Source organism: Nesterenkonia sp. (assembly GCF_029265375.1).
Classification (GTDB): domain Bacteria; phylum Actinomycetota; class Actinomycetes; order Actinomycetales; family Micrococcaceae; genus Nesterenkonia.
This window is the reverse complement of sequence record NZ_JAJUJJ010000002.1, coordinates 52,037-76,913: the sequence shown is the minus strand read 5'-3', so window position 1 is coordinate 76,913 and position 24,877 is coordinate 52,037. Positions and strand designations below refer to the sequence as shown.

Here is a 24,877-nt window from a genome sequence, read left to right as displayed (position 1 = left end):
GTTATTCTTCCGGAGGAGCCCGTCGGCGTCGTCAGCCTTGAGGCCGATCTTCACCCCGCGGGGCAAGGCCGGACTGGTATACCTGGCCGGGCTGGCCGGAATGGCCGAGAATCTCTGCGACGGTCACCAGGGCGTAGCCGTCAGCCAGCAGGCGGTCCAGCAGCTGCGGGACGGCCTCCGCGGTGGAGGGCTGCAGGTCGTGCAGCAGGACGATCGAGCCGGGGGCGACGCGTTCGGCCACCGTGGTCAGGGTCTGTTCGGCGTCCTGGTGGCGCCAGTCCCCGCTGTCGGTGTCCCAGAGGATCACCGGTGCCCCGAGGGCGGCATTGATCTGCGGATTGGTGGTCCCGAACGGCGGGCGCACCAGAGTCGGGGCCGTGCCGGTGGCGCCCTGGATGGCTTCAGCAGTGCGGTCCAACTCCTCGGCAAGCTCGGCGGGGGTGAGCTCGTCGAACGCGGTGTGGGACCATCCGTGACTGCCGATCTGGTGCCCGGCGGCGGCCACCTCGACGGTGATGTCCGGGTTCTGGGCGACCATGGAGCCGAGCATGAAGAAGCTGGCGCGTGCGCTGACACTGTCCAGTGCTTCGAGGATCTGGCGGGTCTGCTGCACTGGGCCGTCGTCGAAGGTCAGGGCCACGCAGGGCTGAGCAGAGCAGTCCACCGGGCCCGCAGGGTTGAGGTGCATCCGGTCCCGTCCGGCGCGGCCATCGTGCGGCATCCGGCTCCTTCCCTCCGCGGCGTTCTCCTGGGTTCGCTGGTCTGCCTGGTTCTGGGCGAGGCGGCCTGCTGAGTCGCCGTCGCTGCGGGGACTCGCTGCGTTTCGCCGCTGTGGCCGGTCCTCCTGCTGCGGCCAAGGATACTCGGCGATCGCCCGGCGCACGGCTTCGGCGGGTTCATTGACTGCGGGGGCCCAGATCTGCGGGGCAGCAGGCAGGGCGGCACTGGGGGAGGTGACGGTGGCCGGTCCCAGCAGCAGCGCGCCGGTGAGGACGGCTGCACAGACCGTGCGACCGAACGGGGGAAGACGTCGCACAATGACACAGCCTATGCGGATCCTCCACACAGACCGGGCAGCGACCTGCCCTGAGATCTATGCCCGGCCTTGCCGCTCCGATCGGTGGCCGCTGCGTGGGTGGTGAAGGGGAAGAGACGCCGCAGCCTTCCTGCTGGTTGTAGTGCAGAAGGACTGCTATTTGTAGCGTAGAGGTCCTGCTAGATGCAGCGTAGAGCCTCTGCTGACTGTCCTGCAGGACAGGCCCTTGGCTTGGATAGATCCTGAATCAGCGCGAGTGCCCGTTCCCGGAGAGTCCCTCGAGTCGCTTCACAGACCGAAGAGCTGTGCCGACACGCTCAGAATCCGCTCCCATTGCGCCTCGGAGGGACGGTGGTCCATCCCGTCGACTTCCATGTGCTGGGCATTCGGGGCCGCTTCTGCCAGCTGTCCACCCTGCGCAGGTGGGGTCATCGAATCCCGGGTGCCAGTGACCACCAGCATCGGGTGGACAAGACGACTGGCATGGGTCAGCGGAGAGGAGTCCCGCCACTGCTGAGGCTGCAGCGTGGCATCCAGATATCGCCGGACGCCGTCGTAGGCGGTGTCGCGGTAGAACGCTGTGAGGTCACTGGGTGCGCTGACCACTGTCACTCCCGCAAGGGCCCCCGGCGCCTGCTCTGCGGCGGCCAAGCTCGCCATGAGTCCGCCCATGGAGAACCCCAGCAGTGCGGCCGATGAGACGCGCGGCTGAGCCCGGATCCAATCAAGCGCACCTGCGATGTCCTGCGCCGCGCTCAGCCCATAGTCGTCGACTCCGGTGGAACCGGGCCATCCGCGCAGGGAGATGCTCACTGCGTGCCACAGGCGGGAACGAACCTGGCCAGCCACCGGCGCCATGGTGGAGGCATCCTCGCCCCACCCGTGCAGAAGCAGCACCGCCGGAGCGCTGCGCTGACTCCACCAGGCATAGCCGCCCAGCTGCACATCGGCCACATCGAGCAGGAGCGGTTCGGCGCCCTCTATGGCGGGGAGCCGATTCATCACGTCCCGCTCCGCTCACCCGGCGGGTGCGCTGAGAGCCGGAATGATCGCAGCGTAAAGAACGTGACCGAGCCGAGCAGCAAGGCCATGCCGATCCACAGGCCCGGGCTGAGGGGCCAGTCCCCGGCAACTGTGCCCTGGATGTGGATGTGCAGGACGGCCAGACTGACTACCACCCAGACCATGAGCTGGACATTGTTCTTGTAGTGCGCCTGGATATTCAGCTCGGTGACATGGCGTCCCAGATTGTAGATCCGGGGGTATCGGGTCAGCACGGCACACCCGATGATCACCGCCGCCATAAAAGCTCCCAGTGCGGCGATCTCCCAGGGAGAGCCGTATCGATTGACCGACCCGTCGGCGGCGAAGTGCATCGGCACCTGCTGCGGCATCGAGGGTATTCGCGTCACCATCCAGAGCGTGTGGCCCAAAGAAACCACCACGCTTCCAATGAGCAGAGTCCGGTGGAACAGGCCCAGTCTGAAGTCCGGCGCCGGCCGGCTGCGCACGGTGGGGTATTCGAGCAGCCCGTCGCTGTTCCGAAGCGGCACCCCGCGGCGCACCGCTTCCGCATAGCTGCGCGCAGGCTCGGCATCTGAGGTGTGAGGGCTCATCGGGGTCCTCCATCTGCGCATCGACCAGCACCTCCAAGCCTAGCGGCGCTGCCCTGCGCGATGGTGCTGAAGAGCTACCGTCGCCGAGTGGGCGAGCGCGATTACCCGGAATAACGGCGATGGCGATAAAGTTGAGTAGAGCGGACTCAACTTTATCGAGGCGTTCCGCACCACCAAGAAAGGGGGCGCACAGCCCATGGACGTCAAGCTCACCACCAAGTCACAGGAGGCCGTCTCTGCGGCGGCCATGAATGCCAACACGGCGGGCAATCCGCAGGTGGAGCCTGCCCACCTGCTCAAGGCGCTCATGGACCAGCGCGAATCCATCGCCGTCGCCCTGCTGAAGTCCACCGGCGCTGACCCCGACGCCGTCTCCACGCGCGCTTCTGCCGCCATCAAATCGCTGCCGGCCACCAGCGGGGACTCCGTCTCTGCCCCGCAGTTCTCCCAAGCCGGGCTGAACGTGATCAAGACCGCCCAGGCGGCCGCCGAGGAGATGGGCGACGACTACGTCTCCACCGAGCACCTGCTGCTGGGTATAGCCGCCGACGGCGGCCCCGCCGGCCGGGCGCTGACCGAGGCCGGGGCCACCACGGAGGCGCTGAAGGCCGAACTGCCCAGCCTGCGCGGGGACCGAAAGGTCACCACCCCGGATCCGGAAGGCACCTTCGATGCCCTGGAGAAGTTCGGCACCGACCTCACCGCCCTGGCCAAAGAGGGCAAGCTGGACCCCGTCATCGGCCGTGATGCAGAGATCCGCAGAGTCGTCCAGGTCCTCTCCCGCCGCACCAAGAACAACCCCGTGCTCATCGGTGAGCCCGGAGTCGGCAAGACCGCCGTCGTCGAAGGTCTGGCCCAGCGCATCGAAGCCGGGGACGTGCCCGAGGCGCTGAAGAACAAGCGGCTGATCGCTTTGGACCTCGGCGCCATGGTCGCCGGATCCAAGTATCGCGGTGAGTTCGAAGAGCGGCTGAAGGCCGTGCTGGATGAGATCAAGAGCGCCGACGGGCAGATCATCAGCTTCATCGATGAGATCCACACCGTCGTCGGCGCCGGAGGCAGCTCAGACGGCTCCATGGATGCCGGAAACATGCTCAAGCCCATGCTGGCCCGCGGCGAGCTGCGGCTGATCGGCGCCACCACCTTGGACGAGTACCGGGAGAACATCGAGTCCGACGCCGCCCTGGAGCGCCGCTTCCAGCAGGTCTACGTCGGCGAGCCCTCGGTGGAGGACACAGTGGCGATCCTGCGCGGCATCAAGGAGAAGTACGAGGCCCACCACGGTGTGGAGATCTCCGACGCCGCACTGGTCTCCGCCGCCAGCCTCTCCCACCGCTACATCACCGGACGCCAGCTGCCGGACAAGGCCATCGACCTCGTCGACGAGGCCGCCTCCCGGCTGAAGATGGAGCTGGACTCCGACCCCGTGGAGATCGACGAGCTGCGCCGCGAGGTAGAACGCCTCAAGGTCGAGGAGCAGTGGCTGAACGAGGAGACCGACGCCGCCTCCCGGGAGCGCCTGGAAGCCCTGCGCGAGGAGCTGGCCAATAAGGAGGAGAAGCTCCGCGAGCTGCAGGCCCGGTGGGAGGCCGAGCGCGGCGCCCACGTCCGCGCCGGTGAGCTGCGTGCCCGCCGCGACGAGCTGAAGTCCGCCGCCGAACGTGCCGAGCGCGAAGGTGACTTCGGCGAGGCCGCCCGGCTGCGCTACGGCGAGCTGCCCGAGCTGGAGAAGAAGCTCGTCGCCGCCGAGGAGGCCGAGCGGTCCGCCGACGCCGGGGACCGGATGGTTCCTGAGCGCGTGGACTCAGACGCCATCGCCGAGGTGATCTCCGCCTGGACCGGCATCCCCACCGGACGCCTGCTGGCGGGCGAAACCGAGAAGCTGCTGCGCATGGAGGAGCTCATCGGCTCGCGGCTGATCGGCCAGCACCGCGCCGTCGCCTCGGTCTCCGACGCCATCCGGCGCGCCCGCACCGGGGTGGCCGACCCGGACCGGCCCACCGGAAGCTTCCTGTTCCTGGGCCCGACCGGCGTGGGCAAAACCGAGCTGGCGAAGGCGCTGGCCGAGTTCCTCTTCGACGACGAGCGCTCCATGGTGCGCATCGATATGTCCGAATACTCGGAGAAGCACTCGGTGGCCCGCCTGGTCGGAGCGCCCCCGGGATACGTCGGCTACGACGAGGGCGGCCAGCTCACCGAAGCGGTCCGCCGCCGTCCCTACTCGGTGGTGCTGCTCGACGAGGTGGAGAAGGCCCACCCGGAGGTCTTCGACATCCTGCTGCAGGTCCTCGACGACGGCCGCCTCACCGACGGCCAGGGCCGCACCGTGGACTTCCGCAATGTGGTGCTGATCCTCACCTCCAATCTGGGAAGCCAGTTCCTGGTGGACCAGTCCCTGGAGGAGGAGGCCAAGCGCAAGCAGGTCATGGACACCGTCAACGTCAGCTTCAAGCCCGAGTTCCTCAACCGGCTGGACGACATCGTCATCTTCGACCCGCTGTCCATGGAGCAGCTGACCTCGATCGTGGACCTGCAGATAGCTGCGCTCTCCGACCGACTGGCTTCCCGCCGCCTGGTGCTGGAGGTCACCGATGCCGCCAAGGAGTGGCTGGGCTTCACCGGCTATGACCCGGCCTATGGCGCCCGGCCGCTGCGCCGCCTGGTCCAGCGGGAGATCGGGGATCAGTTGGCCAAGGCGCTGCTGGCAGGCGAGATCGACGACGGCGACACCGTGCTGGTCGACCGCGACGAGATCGCCATCAGCGACGACACAGTCCACGGACTCACCGTGTCCAAGAAGAACATCACTGCCGAACAGGAGGTGGATAGCTGAGATGACCTACCACGCGTCGATGCCGCCCGTGTGGGACGGGTGGCGGGCGCTGATAATCGCCCTGGTGCTCGTAGGGTTCCTGGCGGTGGTCGGGATCGCCGCCGCTGTGGTGCTGCTGCGACTGGTGGACTGGATGACCGCAATGGTCTCCCATGTGGTGGAGGGCACCTGGATGCTGAGCGCTGAGCTGCTCAGCGGAGGGCTACTGCTCCTCTGAGTCAGTCTCCTCCGGGTCCTCCTGCTGGGGATCCTCCTCGTCCGGGCCCTCCTCCGCAGTGCCCTCATCCTGCGGGTCCTCCGCCTCGGGGCTCTCGCCGTCGACGACGCCGATGTCTTCCTCCTCCGCGGAGGATTCGGCGTCGTCCTCGGCCGCCAGGAAGCTGCCGCTCATCTCCTCGCCATCGGCGCGGGTCAGGAAGCAGGAGACCATCCGGTCATAGTCGTCGCGCCAGGTGGACTCGGTGGGATGCCAGAGCCGGACCTCCAGCCCGTAGTCGGCCTGGGCCACCGCTTCAGTGTCCAGCGGAAGCTCCTCGTGGCACCACCGGTGGGCGGTGTCGATGACCACCTGGTCGCCGGGGTAGGGGCCGTCGCTGATATTGCGGCGCAGCATCACCTGTGCCTGGTAGCTCTGCTCGCAGTCGACGACGTCGGCCGGTGTCTGGTCGTCCTCAAAGCGGGTCAGGCACCAACCGGCCTCCCAGTCCTCGGGCGGAACGTCCCGGGCGTGGACGCCGTCGACGGGATCGTCCACCCATTCCCAGGCCACCTCTTCCTCGACGGGCCGCCACAGAAACCACCAGAGCGCCCCCAGGGTGATCAGCACCACCAGCACGGAGGCAATCAGGTACGGCCAGGCGTTCAGCCGGCGGGAATCATCGCCGCGTGCGGCCCGGCGGGCCCGGCGTGACAGGTGAGTTTCTTCCGTGCGCGGCGCCTGCTCAGACCCGGTCATAGTGCGGAGATCCTCCCCTGTCGGTGCGACGCGATAGTGGCACTCATGTTAACCTAGTGAGCACGAACCACTTCATCCAACAGTCAAGCTCGCCCTCAAAGCAGTCGGCGGGCTGTTTCGAGACGACGTTAAGGGGGTCCCGCTCATGGGGCGTGGCCGTCAGAAGGCGAAAGCGACGAAGCAGGCGCGGGAGATCAAGTACTACACGCCGAACACTGATCTGTCCGCCCTGGAGCGTGAGCTTGCTGCCGCACGCGGCGAGAACCCGGACGCCGGGGACGACGGTGACTGGGACGATGACGATGCGCGCGCCGGGGACGACGACTACCGCTGATCTGCTCGTGTGAGCTCCTCACTTTTCTCGCACCAGGCTGAACGCGCCCACCAAGCCGCCCTGCGGTCCATCGCCCGAAGCGTAGAGGACTCCGCTGCTCCTCAAGCTGCAGCCGTTGCCCGCGACGGCATTGCTGCTCTGTTGCGCGCCGGATCGGTGCTCTGCGTCACGGGTGCCGGCGTCTCCACCGACTCGGGGATCCCTGACTATCGGGGGCCCCAGGGTTCCCTGCGCCGCCATCGTCCGATGACGTACCAGGAGTTCCGCTACGATCCCGCAGCCCGGCGCCGGTACTGGGCGCGCAGCTTCGTAGGATGGCGCAGGCTGGGGGAGGCCGCGCCGAATCGAGCGCACGAGCTGCTGGCGCACTGGCACCTCCGCGGGACATTGGGCGGCCTGGTCACGCAGAACGTGGACGGCCTGCACCGAGAGGCGCTGCAGACTGCCGGCGAGCGGAGCCTCCCCGCCGCCGGGACCAGCTCTTCAGGTGTGATGGCCGGTGAGAACCGGCCGAGAGGCGAGCGGGGTTTCCCCGCCGCCGGGACCAGCACTGTGGAGCTCCACGGCAACCTCTCCACGGTGATCTGCCTGCAGTGCGGCGGCCGAGAGGATCGCAGCCACATGGACGTGCGGCTGGAGGAGGCCAACCCCGGCTATGCCGAAGCGGCGGCCGCCGCAGCCGAGAACGTCAACCCCGACGGCGATGTGACGCTGGACGAGTCCTGGGTGCAGCGATTCCGCATGGTCAGCTGTCTCAGCTGCGGATCCGAGGAGCTCAAGCCCGACGTCGTCTACTTCGGTGAGAATGTGCCTGCCGAGCGGAAAGCCGCCGTGGAGGCCCTGGAGGCCGAAGCATCCGCACTGTTGGTGGTGGGCTCCTCCATGGCGGTGATGAGCGGATACTCGATCGCGCTGCGCATGCACCGGGCCGGCAAGCCCATCGCAGTGATCAACGGCGGACCCTCCCGGGCCGACGCCAAGGCCCAATGGCGATGGCGCGCCCGGATCACCCCCGCCCTGGAAGAGCTGGACGCCCTGCTGTAGTACCGCAGGACACAGTTACCATACACTTGGTACAGTTTCTGGGTGATCATCAACCGACGCCTGCATGCCGAGGGCGAGAGCGTGGACACCGCCTCGCTACGGCTGGGACAGCTCTCCGCCACCACGGTGCCGGACCCTGCCCTGCGGCGCTGGCAGCGTTGGACGGTGCTGGGCATCGTCTCCTCCGCGCTGCTGCTGATCGCCCTGGACAACACCATCCTCTACACCGCGCTGCCGGTGCTCAGCAGCGAGCTGGGGGCATCCTCCTCGCAGCAGCTGTGGATCATCAACGGGTATCCGCTGACCATGGCCGGGCTTCTGCTGGGATCCGGCGCGCTGGGGGACCGGTTCGGGCATAAGCGGATCTTCCAAATCGGTCTGGTGGTCTTCGGCACGGCCTCGCTGATTGCGGCGTTCGCCCCTGATCCCGGGGTGCTGATCCTCGCCCGGCTGCTCAAGGGTGTGGGTGCGGCCGCCATGATGCCGGCGACCCTGGCGCTGATCCGCATCAGCTTCGCCTCCGAGCGGGAGCGCAATCTGGCCATCGCGGTATGGGCCGCGACCGCCACCGTCGGTATGGCCTTGGGACCGGTGGTCTCCGGCACGCTGCTGGAGTGGTTCTGGTGGGGATCCGTCTTCCTCATCAATGTCCCCATCGTGGTGATCGCCTCGGTCCTGATCCTGCTGGTCGGTCCGGCCAACCGCACCAATCCGGGCCGGCGCTGGGACGGGCTGTCCTCGCTGCAGGCCCTGGTGGGGCTCTCCGCCGCTGTGCTGGCCATCAAGACCTATGCCGAGGCGCCGGTGAACTGGTCACTTGCGATGGCAGCGACCGTGGTCGCCGTCGTCGTCCTTACGCTTTTTACCCGCCGCCAGCTGCGGCTGATGCGGGAGGGTGAGCCGCTGGTGGACTTCGCCATCTTCCGCAACCGAGGTTTCAGCGGCGGAGTGATCGCCGCTGGCGCCTCGGTCTTCGCGATCGCCGGAGTGCAGCTCGCGGTGACCCAGCGGTTCCAGCTGCTGGAGGGGTTCACGCCGCTGCAGGCCGGCCTTCTGGTCACCGCCCTGGCCGGGAGCTCCCTGCCGTTCGCGGTCTTTGGCGGGGCCATTCTGCACCGCACCGGGCTGCTGGTGCTCATCGGTGGGGGTATCGGTGCCGCGGCCGTGGGTTCGCTGGTGGTTCTGGCTGGGGCCATGCAGGACTCGCTGATGATGCTGGTGGTGGGCCTGCTGGTGCTGGGTGCCGGCCTCGGGGCCTCAATGTCCGTGGCCTCCTCGGCGATCATGGGCAATGTGCCGCCGCGGCGAGCCGGGATGGCGGCCTCGCTCGAGGAGGCCGCCTACGAGTTCGGCGGTCTGGTGGGCGTCGCGGTGTGCGGCTCCCTGCTGACCTTGGTGTATACCCGCACGCTGGCCCTACCGGCTTCAGCCGAGCAGTATCTGGGGCAGGCGCCGGCAGCGGTGCTCTCCAGCGGCGACGACGTCGTCGCGGAGGCAGCCGCGCAGGCGTTCGAGTCCGCTTATCTGGCGATGCTCATCGCCGTAGCGGCAGCGATGGTGCTGGCCACGGTGGCGGTGGTGACCTTCCTGCGGCGCTACACCCCGGGCACAGAGTCCCAGGCGTATCCCGGCAACCGCTGAGGCGGCGGCGTAGCATCCCGTTTGCCCGCCTGTGGTAGAAACCGGTGCATGACTGTTCCAGAGATCACACGCGGCTCCGGCGGTGGACCTTCCCGATCATCGACATCCTCACCCGAGGCGGACCGTCGAACTCCACCACGAACGTCTACTACGTGCTGTACCAGTTAGGCTTCCAGAACTTTGACGCGGGGTTGTCAGCAGCAGCCGGCGTGCTCTTCTTCATCGTCTTCGGCGTGATCGGGGTGCTGTTCGTAGAGCTCACCGACAGATTCGCCTTCTACGACAACTAAAGGACCATCATGCCGTTCATCCTCGAAGCTCCAGCGTCTGAGACCCACGCCGAACAGTCCCGTGCTGAGTGGACGCCCGGCACGGACAACACCACGCCCGCTCCGGTACCGCAGATCACTGTGGCGAAAGGCGCTCCGGAGAGTCAGCTGCCTGTGGGGAGCCGCTCCCGCTGGCGAGGCCTGGCAGGCCACAGCGTACTGGCCGTCGTCGCACTCTTCTGCGTCTTCCCGGTGTACTGGCTCTTCGCCACCTCGCTGAGGCGCCCCGAGGACGCGTTGAGCCAGAACCTCATTCCCTGGCCGCTGAGCCTAGAGAACTACACCTATGTCCTGGAAGCAATCCCGATCGTTGCCATGCTGGTCAACACCTTCCTCATGGCTTCGGTGATGACCTTCTTCCAGCTGCTGATCGCCGTTCTTGCGGCATACGGGTTTGCGATCTGGGACTTTCCGGGCAAACGTCTCGCGATGTTCCTTTTCATCGGATCCTGGTTGGTGCCCTTCCAGGTGACGATGATCCCGAACTACGTTCTCATTGCCAACCTCGGACTGCTGAACACCATTGCGGGAGTGGTCATCCCGAACCTCGCCTCGGCGTTCGGGGTGCTGATGCTTCTGCAGCATATGCGCGCCTTTCCCCGAGAACTCATCGACGCCGCGAAAGTGGACGGGCGGAACAGCTTCCTGACCCTGTGGCAGGTGGTGCTGCCCAATATGAAGCCGGCACTGGCTGCACTGGCCAGCATGATGTTCATCTCCGCCTGGAACGACTCCCTCTGGCCCATGCTGGTTCTGCGCCAGTCGGATGCGCTCATTCAGGTCGGCATCCGCGGCTTCCTCTCGGCGGAGGGCAACGACTGGGGAGCCGTGATGGCGGCCGCCGGACTGGCCTGTTTGCCGGTCTTAGCCATCTACATCTTCCTACAGCGCTACGTGGTCAACGCCTTCATTCGGTCACGGATCAAGTAGCTCCCGCGGGCAGCGCCGCGTGAGGCCGAACGTGAAGCGGGCAGTTCAGGCGCCGTCGTCGGGCGTCTCGGGAGCGCCTTCAGCAGGGGAGGCGAGGCGAATGATGGCTTCGATGGTCTGCTCGCGCACCGCGGGGTCCAGCGGCTGGGAACTCAGTGCCTCGTAAAACCACAGGCCGTCGGCAGCCAGACGCGCGATGAAGGCCTGGAGCTGCGCGCCGTCGGAGAGGTCCTCAGCCGAAGGCGGTTCCGGCGCCCATGCGCGGTAGACCCGCTCCCAGACCTCATTGGCTTCTGGGTTCTCACTGGCCTCCAGCTGCAGGATCAGCTCGGCCCGCTCGGGGTTCTGCGAGAGCCGGGTGTAGGCGGCAAAGCGCTGGTCCTCGGTGATCTCCTCCGCAGGGGCCCCGGCCTCGGCTTCCATGGCCTGCTCCCATTCGGCGGCCACATGGGTGTGCAGGGCCAGTAGCAGGTCCTCGCGGGAGGGGAAGTGATAGAGCAGCCCGCCCTTGGTGAGCCCAGCCTCGGCCGCCACGGATTCATAGGTCAGCGTGGTGACGCCCTCGCGCTGGACCACACGTTTGGCCGCGGCGAGGATCTCATCGCGTTTGGAAGGCCTCATAGTGCGTCCAGCCTATCGAAGCCGGCTGAGCCGCTTGGGGCGGCGCGGTGGCCGGATGGTCAGGCTCCCGCTTACATAGGGGTTGTCCTGCAGTGCGGCAGCGCCAGTTTCAGCCCGCGTAGGAGGCCGGCTGGCAGACTCCAAATACGTGCCACCTCACGGAATACGTCCTAGCGTGGGGGTGCCGTCGTGCCACGCGGGATGAGGTTCGCCGGCAGGCGGACGTCCTGCTGGTTCGCTGTAATGTGGCGAATTTGGGCCAGGAGGCGAGTAGCGGTGGTGGCCCCCAGCGCATGGCGAGGCTGGTCCAGCACACTGATTGCAGGGCTGACCAGGGTGGTCCACTCTTGGTCGTCGAAGCCGATGAAGGAAAAGGTCTCCGGAATGGGAACCCCCGCCTCAACGATGGCCTTGTAAGCGCCGGCGGTCAATACCGCATCGGTGCAGAACAGGGCGGAGAAGTCTTGGCCGGACTCAATGAGTCGACGAACGGCCTTTTGCGCGGATCGCCACGTGTATTCGGCGTGAACCACAAGGTCATGTTCTAGAGGGAGACCGTGTTTGCCCAGCGCGTTGCGGTAGCCCAGGAGGCGTTGTGCAGATGGCCGGAGTGCCCCGGTGTCAATCCCTGGTGGAAACCCGCTGACGCCTTGAGAGTCGTAGACTGCTTCGGTGACGATGGCGATACGTTTGTGCCCCAGCTCGATGAGCGATTCGGTGGCCAGTTCGGAGGCGCCTACGTGATCCAGTGAGACCAGCGGGACGTCCGCCAGAGTGGGCATGCGGCGGTCCAAGAGGACTACGGGGATTTCATCGTTCACGAGTCGGGAGATTGCGTCGGGCTCGTCTTGGAAGACCGGAGCGATGACAAACCCATCCACCCGTTTCTCGGTGAGCAGTTCGATGCTTCGGGTCTCGACGTCTGGGTCGTTGTCTGTGTTAGCGACCAGCACCTCGAAGCCAGCGGAACGGGCCGCGTCCGTAAGTCCCCGGAGCGCAGCCGAGAAGAATGGATTGGCGACATCTGGGAGGACTGCGGCGATGGTTTTGCTGGAGCCTGAGACCATTGCTTTGGCAAGCGCATTCGGCCGATACCCGAGGCGTTTAGCCGCTTCATGGACAGCCTTTTGTGTCTTGGGGCTGCTGGACCCACGTCCGGCAAGCACCCTGGCCGCACTGGACTTGGAGACTCCGGCTTCACGCGCGACGTCGTTTATGGTGACTGACTGACTGCGTGGCGCCACGTGTAAGCCCCTCCTGTGGATGTCATGCCCTTCGGCATAGCTCATTGTAGACGCGCCCCTCATGGAGGCGAGCGGGGCGGATGGGTTGTGTTATGCCAGCGTTACGAAAGGGTTACATGTGTGTTGCGACACAAAAATCTGTTGACACCGTTCCCAACAATGCGCAACACTGTTCGTACCCGAGGTTTGGGAGCGTTCCCAGAAAGTCTGGGCATCCCGTGGCATCCAGTCGACGAACCGTAGAGGCGATGTCTGGATGCTGCACCGTTGATGAGGAGACGAATTATGCAGAATCACTCCACCACTGGCAATGGGGCCAGCCTGCGTTACGGGGTGCTGGCTCTGTCAGCGACACTCGTGCTCAGCGCGTGCGGTAGTAATGCAGAGGGTGGTGACGGGGACGGTCAGGGTGGCGGTACCTTGACCTTCGGTCTTGATAGCGACGTGCCTAGTCTCGTTACCCCTCAGAACCAGGGCAGCGCCTCGATGATGCTCAACAGCGTCCTCCACCGGGGGCTCGTCATGTATGACGAGAGTGGCGAAATTGTCCCTGCCCTGGCTGAAGAGTTTGAGGACGAGGACTTTCAGACCTACACTTTCCACCTTCGAGAAGGCCTGACTTTCCACGACGGCACCGACCTCACCAGTGAGGACGTCAAGGCCACCTTGGAGCACCTTGCGGACCCGGACACAGTGGCCAAGCTCTATCCGGTCGCCCAAGGCATCGAATCTATCGAAACTCCCGACGAGCGCACAGTCATTGTTCACCTGGAGGAACCCGACGCGGCGTTCCTCTCCTACCTGGCTGACGTTTCAGGGGCGATTCTGCCCAGCGAAACCATCGGGAACGACGGGCCCACTTACGTGGGGGCGGGGCCCTTCCAATACGTCAGCTATGAGGAGGGATCCGCGTTCGTTGTCCAGCGGTTCGAGGACTACTACGAGGACGAACAACCTCACTTCGATGAGATCGAGTTTCAGGTGCTCCCAGACCAGGCTGCCCGTGACAATGCCCTATTGACGGGCAGCGCCGACATGATCTCGTTCGTTGGCTGGACGAACTACGCCCAGGTGGAAGCCAACGATGGGCTGGTCCTCGACGAGACTATGGGTCCCTTCATGTACCTGCAGTTCAACGTCGAGTCGGACAGTCCCTTCAGCGACCCTCGGGTTCGTCAGGCCGTGGCTTACGCGGTGGACCGTGAGGCTGTAGTTGAATCGGCGTTAGGTGGTGAAGGTGCACCAATGTACGGGATGCCCGTGCCAGAGGACAGCGAGTTCTACAACCCGGACCTGGACAAGTGGTACGAGCAGGATTTGGACCGAGCTCGCGAGCTTCTAGCGGAAGCCGGCTACCCGGATGGCTTCACGGCCCGAATGCTCTCCTCATCCCAGTATGACTTCCACCAGAACACTGCGCTTTCCGTGCAGAACGACCTTGAGCAGATCGGGATCGAGCTCGAGATGAACTTGCCCGACTGGCCCACTCGGCTTGACCTGGGCGCGGAAGGTGAATATGACATCGCCGTGTACGGCACCGTGGGTACCACCAACGACCCGGCATGGATGGATCAGATGCTGACGCCGGCAGGAGCTCAGAACGCGCCCTATGGTTATGACGACGAGACCGTCAACGATCTGCTCGACAAGGGTCGCCGGGCTAGTGACCTTGCGGAGAGGCAAGAGGTCTATAACGAGCTGGGCGAGTACATCCTAGAAGAGGCGCCGGTGATCGGCCTGGCCTGGCGTTCCCAGGCTTACGGTTACTCGACCGAGCTTGAAGGCTTCGCCCACATCCCCGGCTTCCTGACCTTCACCTCTGGGTACACCCTGGATCAGGCTCACTTCACCGAGGAGTGAGCAGCCAGAGAGTCCATTCCTGTGGGGCCGGCACAGTGTGCTGGCCCCACAGACACGTACTGACGAGTAAGGAGCTCACATGCTCGCCATGATCGGCAAGCGTCTCGCAGTGGGGTTGGTCCTGCTCTGGGTCGTCGCCACAGTGGTGTTTTTGGCGCTGCACATGGTGCCCGGCGACCCCGCCCGGATCATCCTCACTGGGACCGGTGCCACGCCTACCGAGGAAGCCATCCAAAACTTGCGCGAGCAGTTGGGCCTCCACCTGCCTCTCTGGGAGCAGTACACCCGTTTCTTGGGACAACTTCTCACCGGTTCTTTGGGGGAGTCGCTGCGCAGCGGGACGCCGGTTACAGAACTAGTCGGTCAACGGCTACCTCGCACGTTGCAGTTGGTATTCGCTACCACTCTAGTCTCGGTGCTTTTTGGAGTGCTCTTTGGAGCCCTAGCGGGACGGCGGGGCGGTTGGATCGACCGGGTGCTGATGGTCGTGACCTCCTTTAGCGTGGCGATCCCTGCTTATGTGGCAGCCGTGGTGCTGGTGTACTTCGTCGGTGTTCAAATGCAGTGGTTGCCCTCCGGCGGTTACGTTCCTTTCAGCGACGATCCGGTGGGCCATATCCAGACCCTCATCATGCCCACCATCTCGCTCTCTTTGGCCTTCACCGCTGTCGTGGCCCGTATGACGCGTACCGCGGTTCTTTCAGTCGGTGAACAAGACTGGGTGCGCACCGGGCGTTCCGTGGGCCTGAAGGAGTCGCGGGTCTTCTCCCGGCATGTCCTGCGGAACTCCCTTACCTCGGTAGTCACCGTCTCCGGTCTGCAGATGGGCGCACTCCTGGGAGGAACCGTGATCGTCGAACGCGTGTTCAGCTGGCCGGGTCTCTCTGAGCTCCTGATCAATGGTGTGACTACCCGGGACTATCCAGTGGTCCAGGGCACCGTTCTAGTGATTGCCGCGTTGTTTGTGCTTCTCAACATTGTCGTAGACATTCTCTACGGCTTCATAGACCCGAGGGGGAGGGACTGATGAACCGACTGGCCGCTTTCCTCCGCGAGCTGAAGTCTCCCGGTAATTTCCTTGCAGCGCTCTTCTTAGCGCTTCTCGTCGCTGGTGCCTTGCTGGCCCCGTGGTTGGCTCCGCACAGCCCCGTTGCACACGGCAATGAGCGTCTCATCTCTCCTGAAGCAGACCATCTGCTCGGTACCGATCAGTTTGGACGGGACATATTCTCCCGTCTGATCACTGGAGCTCGGGTGGACCTGCTCGTATCCTTCGGCGCTGCTGCTCTGGCGGCCGTGCTCGGTGTCGTCATCGGGCTCATCGGCGGGACGACCAAGGGGTTTCCCCGAATGCTCGCAATGCGTGGTATCGAAGTGATCCTGGCCTTCCCTCCGATCGTCTTTGCTCTACTGGTGGTCACGCTGTTCGGGCCGGGATCGCTGACTCTCATCCTGACAATGGGCATTCTGTTCGCGCCGCAGTTCGCCCGCGTCGTTTACGGCGAGGTGCTGACCATCAGCAACTTGGAGTACGTGCAGGCCAGCCGGGTGATGGGCAGTTCCTCACTGCGTGTGCTCTTCCTGGTCATCCTGCCTGGAGCCTTGCCGCCTGTCCTGGTCCAACTTTCCATGACGGTGGCAACCTCCATGCTCCTGTCCTCGGGACTGAGTTACCTAGGACTGGGCGTGGTGCCCCCTACCCCGTCATGGGGCGGAATGATCGCCGAGGGCCAGGCCATCATGATGACATCCCCTGGTCTGCTCTTCTTCAGCAGTGCGGCCGTCGTTGCCACCGTCCTGTGTTTCTCTGTCCTGGCCGATGCACTGGAGAAGTCTTTGGACCCACGGCGTTCACGCAAGCGAGGGGCTGTCCGACAGGCTCCCAAGGCTACGGTGGCCTAGGGATGACAGGAATGAACGGGATAAGGCTCGGAGCGCACAGCCAGATGTTCGTCCATGACATCGCAGAGGATCCTGGGTTGGTGTTCGATGAGGTGGCCCGGTGCGGTCTCCATGCTGTGGAAGTTCATGTGGCCGACCCCGGAAACTTTCCGGAGCAAGAGGTGCTTGAGGCCGCAGATCGGACTGGCCTGCAGGTGGTCCTTGGCACTGCCCTGGCGGCTGACGCTTCGACCATCAGCGACGACCCTGAAATCAGAAGTCGCGGGATAGCGCATCTCGAAAGGTGCATTCGTCTTGCATCGAGACTCGGGGCTTCGACTATCGCCGGAGGAATCCACTCCGCTAACGGAGTCTTTGCCGGTCGGGGGCGAACCACCGAAGAGTGGGAGAGATCTGTGCAGGCACTCCAGCAGGTGGCCCCCTTGGCTGAGGAGTACGGCATCACCCTTACCCTCGAGCCGGTGAGCCGCTACTCAGGGTATTTCCTCAACTCTGCCGAGGACGCCGTCCAGCTGTCTGATGCGGTGGGCTCGACCCATATTGCAGTCCAGTTGGACACCTTTCATATGAACATCGAAGAGACAGACCCCGCCGAGGCTATTCGCCTGGTGGGAGAGCGACTTAAGCACGTACACGTGGTGGAGAGTAATCGAGGGGTCCCTGGAACCGGCCAGGTGCCCTGGCGTTCAGTCTTCGCCGCTCTTCGGGACATCGATTACTCAGGATTGCTGGTATACGAACACTTCCCTGTGACCTTGCCAACTATGGCAACCAGAACACACACATGGCGCTCCCTCGCTAGCAGTCAAGATGTCTGTGTCTATGGCACCGAGAACTTGCGCCGAGCGGCCCGCGAGGCGGGATTTCTTGAGGAGGATAAGTGAAAATGCAGACCCAGACAGTTCCACCGGTTCTCGAAGTGCGCAACCTTAGTGTCGGATTCAACAAGGATGACGACACCACCTGGGTTACTCGTGAAGTGTCCTTTGCTGTCGAGCCCGGGAAGACCTTGGCGATTGTGGGAGAGTCTGGCTCTGGCAAGTCAGTCACCTCTATGGCGGTGTTAGACCTGCTGCCCTCCAACGCGGTGCGCGAAGGCGAAGCGTTGTTGCGTGGGGAGGACCTCGTCAGTGCCTCCAAGGAGCGCCTGCGAGCAGTCCGGGGCAACGACGTTGCGATGATTTTTCAGGAACCGATGACGGCGCTGAATCCGGTCTTCACCATTGGGCGGCAGATCGTCGATGCACTGCAGGCTCACGAGAAAGTCCCCTCCGCGCAGGCGAGAGCGCGGGCCGTGGAGCTCTTGAAACTGGTAGGAATCCCGGAACCGGAGCGTCGGATCAAGAGCTTCCCCCATCAGCTTTCCGGTGGGCAGCGGCAGAGGGCAATGATTGCCATAGCGATCTCCAAGAACCCGTCGGTGCTCATTGCAGATGAACCTACTACGGCGCTCGATGTCACAGTGCAGGCAGAGATTCTTGCTCTGCTTCGTCGTCTCCAGACTGAGATGGATATGGCCATCGTGCTGATCACGCATGACATGGGAGTCGTCGCCGATATGGCCGATGACGTCATAGTCATGCGACATGGCGAAATCGTCGAGCGCGCCGAGGTGCGTAGTCTCTTCGCTTCGCCGGAGCATGAATACACCCGTGCCCTGCTTGCAGCGGTCCCGCGCATTGAGTCCATCATCGACCCCGAACCGACTCCCGTGCCTCACCAGGAGGATGCCGGGACCACCGCGGCCCTCGACATCCAAGCCCTGCATGTGCGCTATCCCGGACGCTGGGGTCGTCCCGGGTTCCAGGCGGTCAAGGACGTTAGCCTGACCATCCCGCAAGGCCAGATCCTAGGGTTGGTAGGTGAGTCTGGGTCGGGCAAGAGCACTATTGGCAAAGCAGTGGTGGGATTGGCTCCCGTGGAGTCCGGCTCGATTAGGATCAACGGCATCGCCGTCGGGGCCAGGGGCAAAGCTCAGGAGTTGCGAAGCCAATACGGCATGGTGTTCCAGGACCCAGCTTCCTCTCTCAATCCACGGGTGAGTATCGGGGAATCGATCGCCGAGCCCATGGTGGTCCAGAGGAAAGGCATGAGCGCTGGGGAACGCCGGGACCGAGTGGCCGAGCTGCTGCGGATGGTCAAGCTTCCAGCGGAATGGGCGTCGCGCTTCCCTCACGAGCTTTCAGGGGGACAACGCCAGCGAATCGGTATCGCCCGTGCTCTGGCGCTGGAACCTTCCGTGCTCATCGCTGACGAGCCGACATCAGCGCTTGACGTATCAGTCCAAGCAGCAGTTTTGGAGATCTTCCAGGAACTGCAGGAAAGGCTCGGATTTTCCTGCTTATTCATCAGCCACGATCTCGCTGTAGTTGAACTCCTGGCGGACCATGTGGGGGTGCTCCAGAAGGGGCAGCTGGTGGAGAGTGGCAGGACTGCAGATGTTCTCCGTACTCCCACGGAGACTTATACCCAGAAGCTGATCGATGCGGCGCCGGTTCCCGACCCGGTGGTGCAGCGTGCACGGCGTTCCGCTGCGGTTGCATAAGGAATCGCGCAGGCGGAGGGGTCCCGCACTATGATGTGGCGCCATTACATTTGGGGCACTATCTTGACTGTGTCCGGGCAGGCTTCACCCTGGTAACGGTCTCAATTCTCGCCCTTTATTGTCCATGCCTTTGATGTGGACCATGGGGTCTTTCCCTGCGCGCCGTGCGGTCGCGAGTCGCTCACCCCGCGGTCCAGTCCGCTGGAGAAGTGCCTTCTTGACGTTCGTAAGGCGAATCTTCGGTTGTCCCAAGGGGGTGCAAGAACTTGCTCAATCAGCTCGTTCCAACAGTTGACACCGTTCCCAAAGTAGGTAAGGCTATATGCGTTGGGAACGCTCCCAACTGTTCATCTTTCCCTGTTTCAAAGGATTCATAGCGCTCATGAGCGAAATCATTCCCGTCCCTGACGACTTTGAGGCGTGTGTTCAGCACGCCCTGGACCAAAACGACAAGGCCCGGGCCATTGTGGCTCAGGCGGTGGAGAAGGGTGTGGACAAGGTGTTCCTCGTCGGATGCGGCGGCTCGCACTTTGGAACCTACCCGGCTTTTGATCTCCTTGACCGTTATGCGCGTGGGTTGTCAGTACAACGCCTGACCAGCGCCGAATTTACCTCCCGAGATCCCCAGGGAATTGACGAGACAGCCCTGGTCGTGCCTGCTTCCCACTCCGGCAACACTCCGGAAACCGTTGCCGCGGCAGAGTTCGCCAAGGAACGAGGTGCTACTGTCGCGGTGATCGCCCGCGAAGGCGACAGCGGGTTGTCTCGCGTGGGGGACGTTCACCTGGATTATCCGGACACCATCTCCATTACCGAGCCCAAGCTGGTGCATAACGAGCAGATCGCACTGGCGCTGCTCGAGGCGTTCGGCGCAGAGGACCGGGCGGCTACGCTGCGCGCTGCACTGCCGGCCCTTCCTAAAGCTCTGCGTCTCGTCAAGGATGAGGTGGCTATCGCTGGAGAGCGCATCGCCGACGTTCTGGAGGACTCGCCGCTTTCCTATGTCGTCGGCGCGGGGCCGGCCTACGGTATGGCCAAGATGATGGCCTGGTGTTATTTCCAGGAGATGCAGTGGATGAACTCCGCAGCGATCAACGGAGGGGACTTCTTCCACGGGCCTTTCGAGATGATCCTTGAGGAGACTCCCCTTATCGCCCTCTTGGCAGAGGACAGCAGCCGTCCTTTGGGGGAGCGCGTCGTCACGTTCGGCCAGAAGTACACGTCTAAGCTGGGTGTGGTCGATACCAAGGAGTTCAGCCTCCCAGGCATCGAAGGGCAGGCTCGTGAAGACCTGAGCGTCATCGCCCTCATGAGTGCCGAACGTCGGGTGCTCGACCACGTTGCTGCCCGTCGTGGGCATGACACCTCTGTCCGTCGATACATGTACAAGGTGCAGTACTAATGAAGATCCTCGGAGCCGGCGACAACGTCATCGACCGTTACAGGCGCCTAGGCGTCGGCTACCCCGGTGGCAACGCGGTCAACGTCGCCGTCTTCGCCTCCCGGCTCGGAGCCCGTGCGGCATACATGGGCGTGTTGGGAGATGACGAGGGCGGCAGGCATCTGAAGCGGGCGCTGGAGGTGGAGGGCGTCTCCACTGACCTGACAGAGGTGGCTCACGGTCACAACGCTTATGCCGAGGTCGAGATCGTGGATACGGACCGGGTGTTTGTTGGCTCCGATCGATCCGTCCAGCCCTTCGACCTGAACCAAAGCCAACTGAAGGCTATGGCGAACTTTGACACGGTCCATACGGCGTACACCGGGTCGCTGCGGTCGAACATTCCCGAAATGGCAGGACAATCGAAAGTGTCCTTTGACTTCGGCAGCCGCTTCACTCTCAAAGAGTCGGTAGAGCTGGCCCAGCACCTCTTTTTGGCTAGCTTCTCGACAAACCATCTTTCACGGGAGGAATCCCTCGAGCTGGTAGAGGCAATGCTGGAACGGGGTACCAAGAACGTCATCGCCACGCGTGGGGGTGAGGGGGCCTACCTGGGCACTCCGGAAGGTGTGCTGTTCCAGAAAGCTGAGCGGGTGGCTGTGATTGACACCCTGGGGGCGGGGGACGCCTTCATAGCCTCGGTGCTGGTAGGTCTGCTCAGTGGCCGTGATGCCAAAACGGTAGCTGCCTCGGCGAGTGCCCATGCGGCCCAGGTATGCCTCATCCACGGAGCATTCGGACATCCGATCTCCTATCATCCCGTATCCGAAACAGACCCGAAGGTAGTCAACTCATGAGTCTTCGTATCGGTGTCGACACAGGTGGGACGTTTACCGACGTCGTCGCCTTCGACGACGTTACCCAGCATGTGCATGTGCGTAAGGTATCCAGCACCCCCGACGATCCGGGCCGGGCGATCCTACGTGGCGTTTCCGAGATCCTTGATCAGATCGGGGGCCGAAATATTAGCGAGGTCAACTACTTCGCCCATGGCACCACAGTCGGTACCAACACGCTGCTCACCGGCAACGGCGTGCTCACCGGGCTGATCACTACCGAAGGGTTCCGGGACCTTCTTGAGTTGGGACGTGGCAGACGCCCCGATATGTACGACGCCCGTGCTGATAAGCCCGCCCCATTCGTGGCTCGGAGGCACCGTTTCGAGGTGGCAGAACGCCTGCGCAGCACAGGCGAGGTGGAGAGGGAGCTTGACGAGGGCGAGGTTCGCGAAGCGGCACGGCAGCTGAAGTCTGCCGGTGTTGAAGCGGTGGCCGTTTGCCTGCTTTACAGCTATGTGGACCCGAAGCATGAACGGCGCATCGCTGACATCATCCGGGAAGAGCATCCCGAGGCTTACGTCTCCCTGTCTAGTGAGGTGCTGCCGGAGTTCCGTGAGTATGAGCGGCTTTCTACCGTGGTCACCAATGCATATGTTGGACCTGTCGTTTACCGCTACCTTGCGGCTCTGCGAGAGAAGCTTGCCGCCGAAGGCCTCACCGCCGTTCCACACATCACTCAGAGCAACGGCGGAGTCATTCCCTTCGCGACTGCCGAGGCCATGCCGGTGCGCTTGGTCCTCTCAGGCCCGAGCACGGGTGTAGTCGGGGCGGCGCAGATCTGCTCTGCCGCGGGCTTTGATGACATCATCACCTTCGACATGGGTGGTACGTCTTCGGACATCTCGCTGGTCCAAGGGGGGCGTCCCAAGGTCACTTCTGGCATGGAGCTGGACGGCCGGCCTATTCGGTCGCCGATGTTGGACATCCATACCGTCGGGGCTGGGGGAGGCTCTCTGGGATGGATCGACACGGGTGGTCACCTGCGCGTGGGCCCGGAGAGCGCGGGCGCGTTCCCGGGGCCGGCTTGCTATGGCAATGGTGAGCGCGCAGCAGTTACCGACGCCAATGTGGTCCTGCAGATGCTCAACCCTGAATATCTGCTCAACGGGCAGATGAAGATTGACCGCGAGAAGTCTGTTGATGCCGTGCGTCGCCTCGCAGATCCCCTCGGCCTCTCCGTGGAGGAAACCGCCTTGGGGATACTCCGCGTCGTCACAGCCAATATGGCGCGTGCCTTGCGGGTGGTCTCGGTGCAGAAGGGCTACGACCCTCGGGACTATGCTCTGGTGCCTTTTGGAGGAGCTGGACCGCTGCACGCTTCCCGACTCGCCCGGGAACTGGGGATGTCCCGCGTAGTTGTTCCCGAGATACCTGGCGCTCAGTCAGCCATGGGGTTGCTGATGACTGACGTGAAGGCAGACTTCATGCGCACTCGTATCACGAGCCTCACCCACGAGACCGCTTCACAGGTAGCTAACGTCTTCGCTGAACTCTCCGCTGAAGCCGCGGCGTGGTTCGCCGAGGAGGATGTCGCTGAAGAGGGTCGTCGCCTTGTACGCCGGTTGGACTTGCGGTACGCGGGTCAGAACTTCGAGTTGCCGGTGGAAATGCCAGAAGAACTAGGTGAGGACGGGATGGAGGTCATTGCGCAGGCATTCCACGCAGAGCATGAGCGGGTCTATGGCTACTCCTCACCGGAAGCCCGTCTTGAGGCGGTGACGTTCCGAGTAGAGGCCCAGGGCAGCGCCCCTCGCGTGGAACTGCGTCATAGCGAACTGGGCGGGGAAGATCCTTCGGGCGCCGCAATCGGGACGCGTGAGACCTGTTTCGACCCCAAGGAGGGATTCCGCAGCATCACGGTCTACGACCGCAGCAAGTTGATGCCCGGCAACGTGGTTCAAGGTCCTGCCGTTGTCGAGCAGATGGACACCACCACAATTCTGTTGCCCGGGGACCGTTGCGTCGTCGACTCCCTGCGAAACCTCGTGATTACGATCGGAGAAGAAGCATGACAACTTCAGCACGTGCCACTGGCCAGCTAGACCCGGTCATCGTCGAGGTAGTGGGCTCAGCTCTCTCTACCATCGTCGAGGAAATGGGCGAGACATTGGTGAAAGCAGCTTTCTCCCCCAATATCAAAGAACGACGGGACTGTACCGCTGGCCTCTTCGACGCTGAGGGCCTAGCGCTGGCTCAGGACGAGGGCGGTTCCCCTATGCATCTCGGCTCTCTAATGGGCATCGTTGGTGCCATCAGGGGCCGCTTCAGTGAGGCGGATATCCGTGAGGGAGATGTCTTTATCGGCAACGATCCCTACACCGGAGGCGGCTCGCACCTGCCCGACATCGTCCTGGCATCCCCCATCTTCGTGGGTGGTCGAATTTCTGCGTGGGCGGCTACCCTGGCCCACCATGCGGATTTTGGTGACCGTGGGCACGCGCACATCTTCCAAGAGGCGATCCGCATCCCCCCGGTGCATTTGGTTCGCGAAGGGGTCCAGCAGGAGGAATTACTCAGTCTTATCCTGCTGAACTGCCAAATCCCCGAGGAACGGACTGCGGACCTGCGCGCACAGGAAGCTGCATTGGGCGTGGCCATCACTCGGTATCAGGAGCTCTGTTCACGCTACGGAGTAGATGTCATTGAAGGGGTTTCGTCGAACCTTCTTGACTACACCGAGCGTAGGACTCGTGCTGCTATCACTGAGTTTCCTGATGGTGAGTACACTTTCGAGGATCTATTCGACGCTCCCGAGCTGGACGAAGAGCTGACTCTGCGCGTCCGGATCCGGATCAGCGGGGACGAGATGCTCTTCGACTTCTCAGGTAACCCCCCGCAGGTGCGGGCCAGCGTCAATGTCGTTTGGACAGGGCTCTATGCGACGGTTTACTACACCTTAAAGACACTGATTGACCCCGACATCGTGCCGAACGCGGGACTGTACCGGCCGGTTACGATCGTCGCGGACGAGGGATCCATCCTCAACTGCACGGCGCCAGCGGCAGTCAATGGCCGTATCGAGACGTGCCAACGAGTCGTCGACCTCATTCATGGTGCTCTCGTGGATGCTCTGCCCGAAAGAGTGACTGCAGCCTCAAACGGAGCCGTTACGGGGGTGCACTTCTCGGGACATGACGCTTCCCGCGGTCGAGACTTCGTGTACTTGGAAACGATCGGGGGCGGCAGTGGAGCCTGTCATGACAAAGACGGCCTCGATGGAGTGCAGGTGCACATGACTAACACCTCCAACCTGCCGGTGGAAAGTCTAGAGGCCGAGTACCCACTGGTAGTGGAGTCCTATGAGCTGATAGAGGACTCCGGCGGCGTAGGACGCCACCGTGGTGGCATGGGTATCCGGCGCAAGATTCGGGTGGAGGCCCCCGACGTCCACTTCTGGTTAGATACGAGCCGACAGAAATCGCAGCCCTGGGGGCTCTTTGGAGGCGGCCCGGGGCAATCTGCCCGATGTGTTCTTAGCGAGGACGCACAGCCCGTCGACCACGGTTACACCGTCCTGCAGCCGGGACAGACCGCCTCGATCGAGACAGCGGGCGGCGGCGGCTATGGTCCTCCGGAGGAGCGTGCGGAAGCGCAGCTCGCAGCGGACCGCGCCGATGGACGCATTTCCGAAGCAACCGCGCAGCAGTGCCGCCAGGACTGAGCTTCTGGAAGCCAGGGTCGCCTGTAGTCCGGCCCGTACGCCTGTG

At 63.7% G+C, this 24,877-nt stretch carries 22 protein-coding genes; 16 read left to right on the top strand and 6 right to left on the bottom strand.

Features of this window, described 5'->3' with window-relative positions; genetic code table 11:
- Positions 1 to 31: 31 nt before the first annotated feature.
- The 3 genes from Q1K09_RS01215 to Q1K09_RS01205 form a co-directional block, all read right to left on the bottom strand.
- Entirely contained in the window at positions 32 to 1,036 is a 1,005-nt protein-coding gene (locus tag Q1K09_RS01215; RefSeq protein WP_300342526.1) for a polysaccharide deacetylase family protein, read from the bottom strand.
- Positions 1,037 to 1,324: 288 nt separating this feature from the next.
- Complete coding sequence (locus tag Q1K09_RS01210; RefSeq protein WP_300342524.1) at positions 1,325 to 2,038, bottom strand: alpha/beta fold hydrolase; 714 nt, start codon at positions 2,036 to 2,038, stop codon at positions 1,325 to 1,327.
- Positions 2,038 to 2,652, bottom strand: coding sequence for a DUF1648 domain-containing protein (locus tag Q1K09_RS01205; protein WP_300342523.1), 615 nt, complete (start codon positions 2,650 to 2,652; stop codon positions 2,038 to 2,040). The genes Q1K09_RS01210 and Q1K09_RS01205 overlap by 1 nt, the downstream gene beginning before the upstream one ends.
- Positions 2,653 to 2,848: 196 nt before the next feature.
- Here Q1K09_RS01205 and clpB point away from each other — a divergent pair, with 196 nt between their 5' ends.
- Together clpB and Q1K09_RS01195 are read left to right on the top strand one after the other, a co-directional pair.
- The gene (clpB, locus tag Q1K09_RS01200) at positions 2,849 to 5,485 is read left to right on the top strand and encodes an ATP-dependent chaperone ClpB (RefSeq protein WP_300342521.1); all 2,637 of its coding nucleotides are present in this window, start codon (positions 2,849 to 2,851) and stop codon (positions 5,483 to 5,485) included.
- 1 nt (position 5,486) lies between these two features.
- The gene (locus Q1K09_RS01195; RefSeq protein ID WP_300342519.1) at positions 5,487 to 5,702 is read left to right on the top strand and encodes a hypothetical protein; all 216 of its coding nucleotides are present in this window, start codon (positions 5,487 to 5,489) and stop codon (positions 5,700 to 5,702) included.
- Here Q1K09_RS01195 and Q1K09_RS01190 read toward each other — a convergent pair.
- Positions 5,688 to 6,440, bottom strand: a complete 753-nt coding sequence (locus Q1K09_RS01190) for a hypothetical protein (protein ID WP_300342517.1) — start codon at positions 6,438 to 6,440, stop codon at positions 5,688 to 5,690. The two genes, Q1K09_RS01195 and Q1K09_RS01190, sit on opposite strands and share 15 nt — an antisense overlap.
- Positions 6,441 to 6,585: 145 nt before the next feature.
- On the opposite strand from Q1K09_RS01190, the gene Q1K09_RS01185 reads away from it, so the two are divergent.
- Genes Q1K09_RS01185 through Q1K09_RS01165 form a run of 5 tightly spaced genes read left to right on the top strand, consistent with a single transcriptional unit; the run spans position 6,586 to position 10,718 of the window.
- Positions 6,586 to 6,774 carry a DUF3073 domain-containing protein gene (locus tag Q1K09_RS01185; protein WP_300342516.1) on the top strand — a complete coding sequence of 63 codons (189 nt, stop codon included), beginning with the start codon at positions 6,586 to 6,588 and terminating at the stop codon, positions 6,772 to 6,774.
- A 9-nt stretch (positions 6,775 to 6,783) separates the two neighbouring features.
- Positions 6,784 to 7,818, top strand: coding sequence for a Sir2 family NAD-dependent protein deacetylase (locus Q1K09_RS01180; protein ID WP_300342514.1), 1,035 nt, complete (start codon positions 6,784 to 6,786; stop codon positions 7,816 to 7,818).
- Positions 7,819 to 7,860: 42 nt separating this feature from the next.
- On the top strand, positions 7,861 to 9,459 hold the full coding sequence (locus Q1K09_RS01175) for an MFS transporter (protein WP_300342512.1): 1,599 nt from the start codon (positions 7,861 to 7,863) through the stop codon (positions 9,457 to 9,459).
- Positions 9,460 to 9,503: 44 nt separating this feature from the next.
- Positions 9,504 to 9,749, top strand: a complete 246-nt coding sequence (locus tag Q1K09_RS01170; protein ID WP_300342510.1) for a hypothetical protein — start codon at positions 9,504 to 9,506, stop codon at positions 9,747 to 9,749.
- 9 nt (positions 9,750 to 9,758) lie between these two features.
- Positions 9,759 to 10,718 carry a carbohydrate ABC transporter permease gene (locus Q1K09_RS01165; RefSeq protein WP_300342508.1) on the top strand — a complete coding sequence of 320 codons (960 nt, stop codon included), beginning with the start codon at positions 9,759 to 9,761 and terminating at the stop codon, positions 10,716 to 10,718.
- 45 nt (positions 10,719 to 10,763) lie between these two features.
- Here the strand turns inward: Q1K09_RS01165 and Q1K09_RS01160 are convergent, their stop codons facing one another.
- Both Q1K09_RS01160 and Q1K09_RS01155 read right to left on the bottom strand, forming a co-directional pair.
- On the bottom strand, positions 10,764 to 11,339 hold the full coding sequence (locus Q1K09_RS01160; protein ID WP_300342506.1) for a TetR/AcrR family transcriptional regulator: 576 nt from the start codon (positions 11,337 to 11,339) through the stop codon (positions 10,764 to 10,766).
- A gap of 170 nt (positions 11,340 to 11,509) precedes the next feature.
- On the bottom strand, positions 11,510 to 12,628 hold the full coding sequence (locus Q1K09_RS01155; RefSeq protein ID WP_300342504.1) for a LacI family DNA-binding transcriptional regulator: 1,119 nt from the start codon (positions 12,626 to 12,628) through the stop codon (positions 11,510 to 11,512).
- 240 nt (positions 12,629 to 12,868) lie between these two features.
- On the opposite strand from Q1K09_RS01155, the gene Q1K09_RS01150 reads away from it, so the two are divergent.
- The 9 genes from Q1K09_RS01150 (at position 12,869) to Q1K09_RS01110 (ending at position 24,831) form a co-directional block, all read left to right on the top strand.
- Positions 12,869 to 14,443 carry an ABC transporter substrate-binding protein gene (locus tag Q1K09_RS01150; RefSeq protein WP_300342503.1) on the top strand — a complete coding sequence of 525 codons (1,575 nt, stop codon included), beginning with the start codon at positions 12,869 to 12,871 and terminating at the stop codon, positions 14,441 to 14,443.
- A 79-nt stretch (positions 14,444 to 14,522) separates the two neighbouring features.
- The gene (locus Q1K09_RS01145; RefSeq protein WP_300342501.1) at positions 14,523 to 15,470 is read left to right on the top strand and encodes an ABC transporter permease; all 948 of its coding nucleotides are present in this window, start codon (positions 14,523 to 14,525) and stop codon (positions 15,468 to 15,470) included.
- Positions 15,470 to 16,345, top strand: coding sequence for an ABC transporter permease (locus tag Q1K09_RS01140; RefSeq protein WP_300342499.1), 876 nt, complete (start codon positions 15,470 to 15,472; stop codon positions 16,343 to 16,345). The genes Q1K09_RS01145 and Q1K09_RS01140 overlap by 1 nt, the downstream gene beginning before the upstream one ends.
- A 2-nt stretch (positions 16,346 to 16,347) precedes the next feature.
- Positions 16,348 to 17,229 carry a sugar phosphate isomerase/epimerase family protein gene (locus tag Q1K09_RS01135; RefSeq protein WP_300342498.1) on the top strand — a complete coding sequence of 294 codons (882 nt, stop codon included), beginning with the start codon at positions 16,348 to 16,350 and terminating at the stop codon, positions 17,227 to 17,229.
- A gap of 2 nt (positions 17,230 to 17,231) precedes the next feature.
- The gene (locus Q1K09_RS01130) at positions 17,232 to 18,890 is read left to right on the top strand and encodes an ABC transporter ATP-binding protein (protein ID WP_300342656.1); all 1,659 of its coding nucleotides are present in this window, start codon (positions 17,232 to 17,234) and stop codon (positions 18,888 to 18,890) included.
- A 382-nt stretch (positions 18,891 to 19,272) separates the two neighbouring features.
- Positions 19,273 to 20,292: an SIS domain-containing protein gene (locus tag Q1K09_RS01125; RefSeq protein ID WP_300342496.1), complete on the top strand. Its 1,020-nt coding sequence runs from the start codon at positions 19,273 to 19,275 to the stop codon at positions 20,290 to 20,292.
- The gene (locus tag Q1K09_RS01120) at positions 20,292 to 21,128 is read left to right on the top strand and encodes a PfkB family carbohydrate kinase (RefSeq protein ID WP_300342494.1); all 837 of its coding nucleotides are present in this window, start codon (positions 20,292 to 20,294) and stop codon (positions 21,126 to 21,128) included. Before Q1K09_RS01125 ends, Q1K09_RS01120 begins: the two co-directional genes overlap by 1 nt.
- A complete protein-coding gene (locus Q1K09_RS01115) occupies positions 21,125 to 23,182 on the top strand; it encodes a hydantoinase/oxoprolinase family protein (RefSeq protein ID WP_300342492.1) in 2,058 nt (685 codons plus the stop codon). The genes Q1K09_RS01120 and Q1K09_RS01115 overlap by 4 nt, the downstream gene beginning before the upstream one ends.
- Positions 23,179 to 24,831 (top strand): hydantoinase B/oxoprolinase family protein, encoded by a 1,653-nt coding sequence (locus tag Q1K09_RS01110; RefSeq protein WP_300342490.1) that lies wholly within the window; start codon positions 23,179 to 23,181, stop codon positions 24,829 to 24,831. The genes Q1K09_RS01115 and Q1K09_RS01110 overlap by 4 nt, the downstream gene beginning before the upstream one ends.
- Positions 24,832 to 24,877 lie beyond the last annotated feature (46 nt).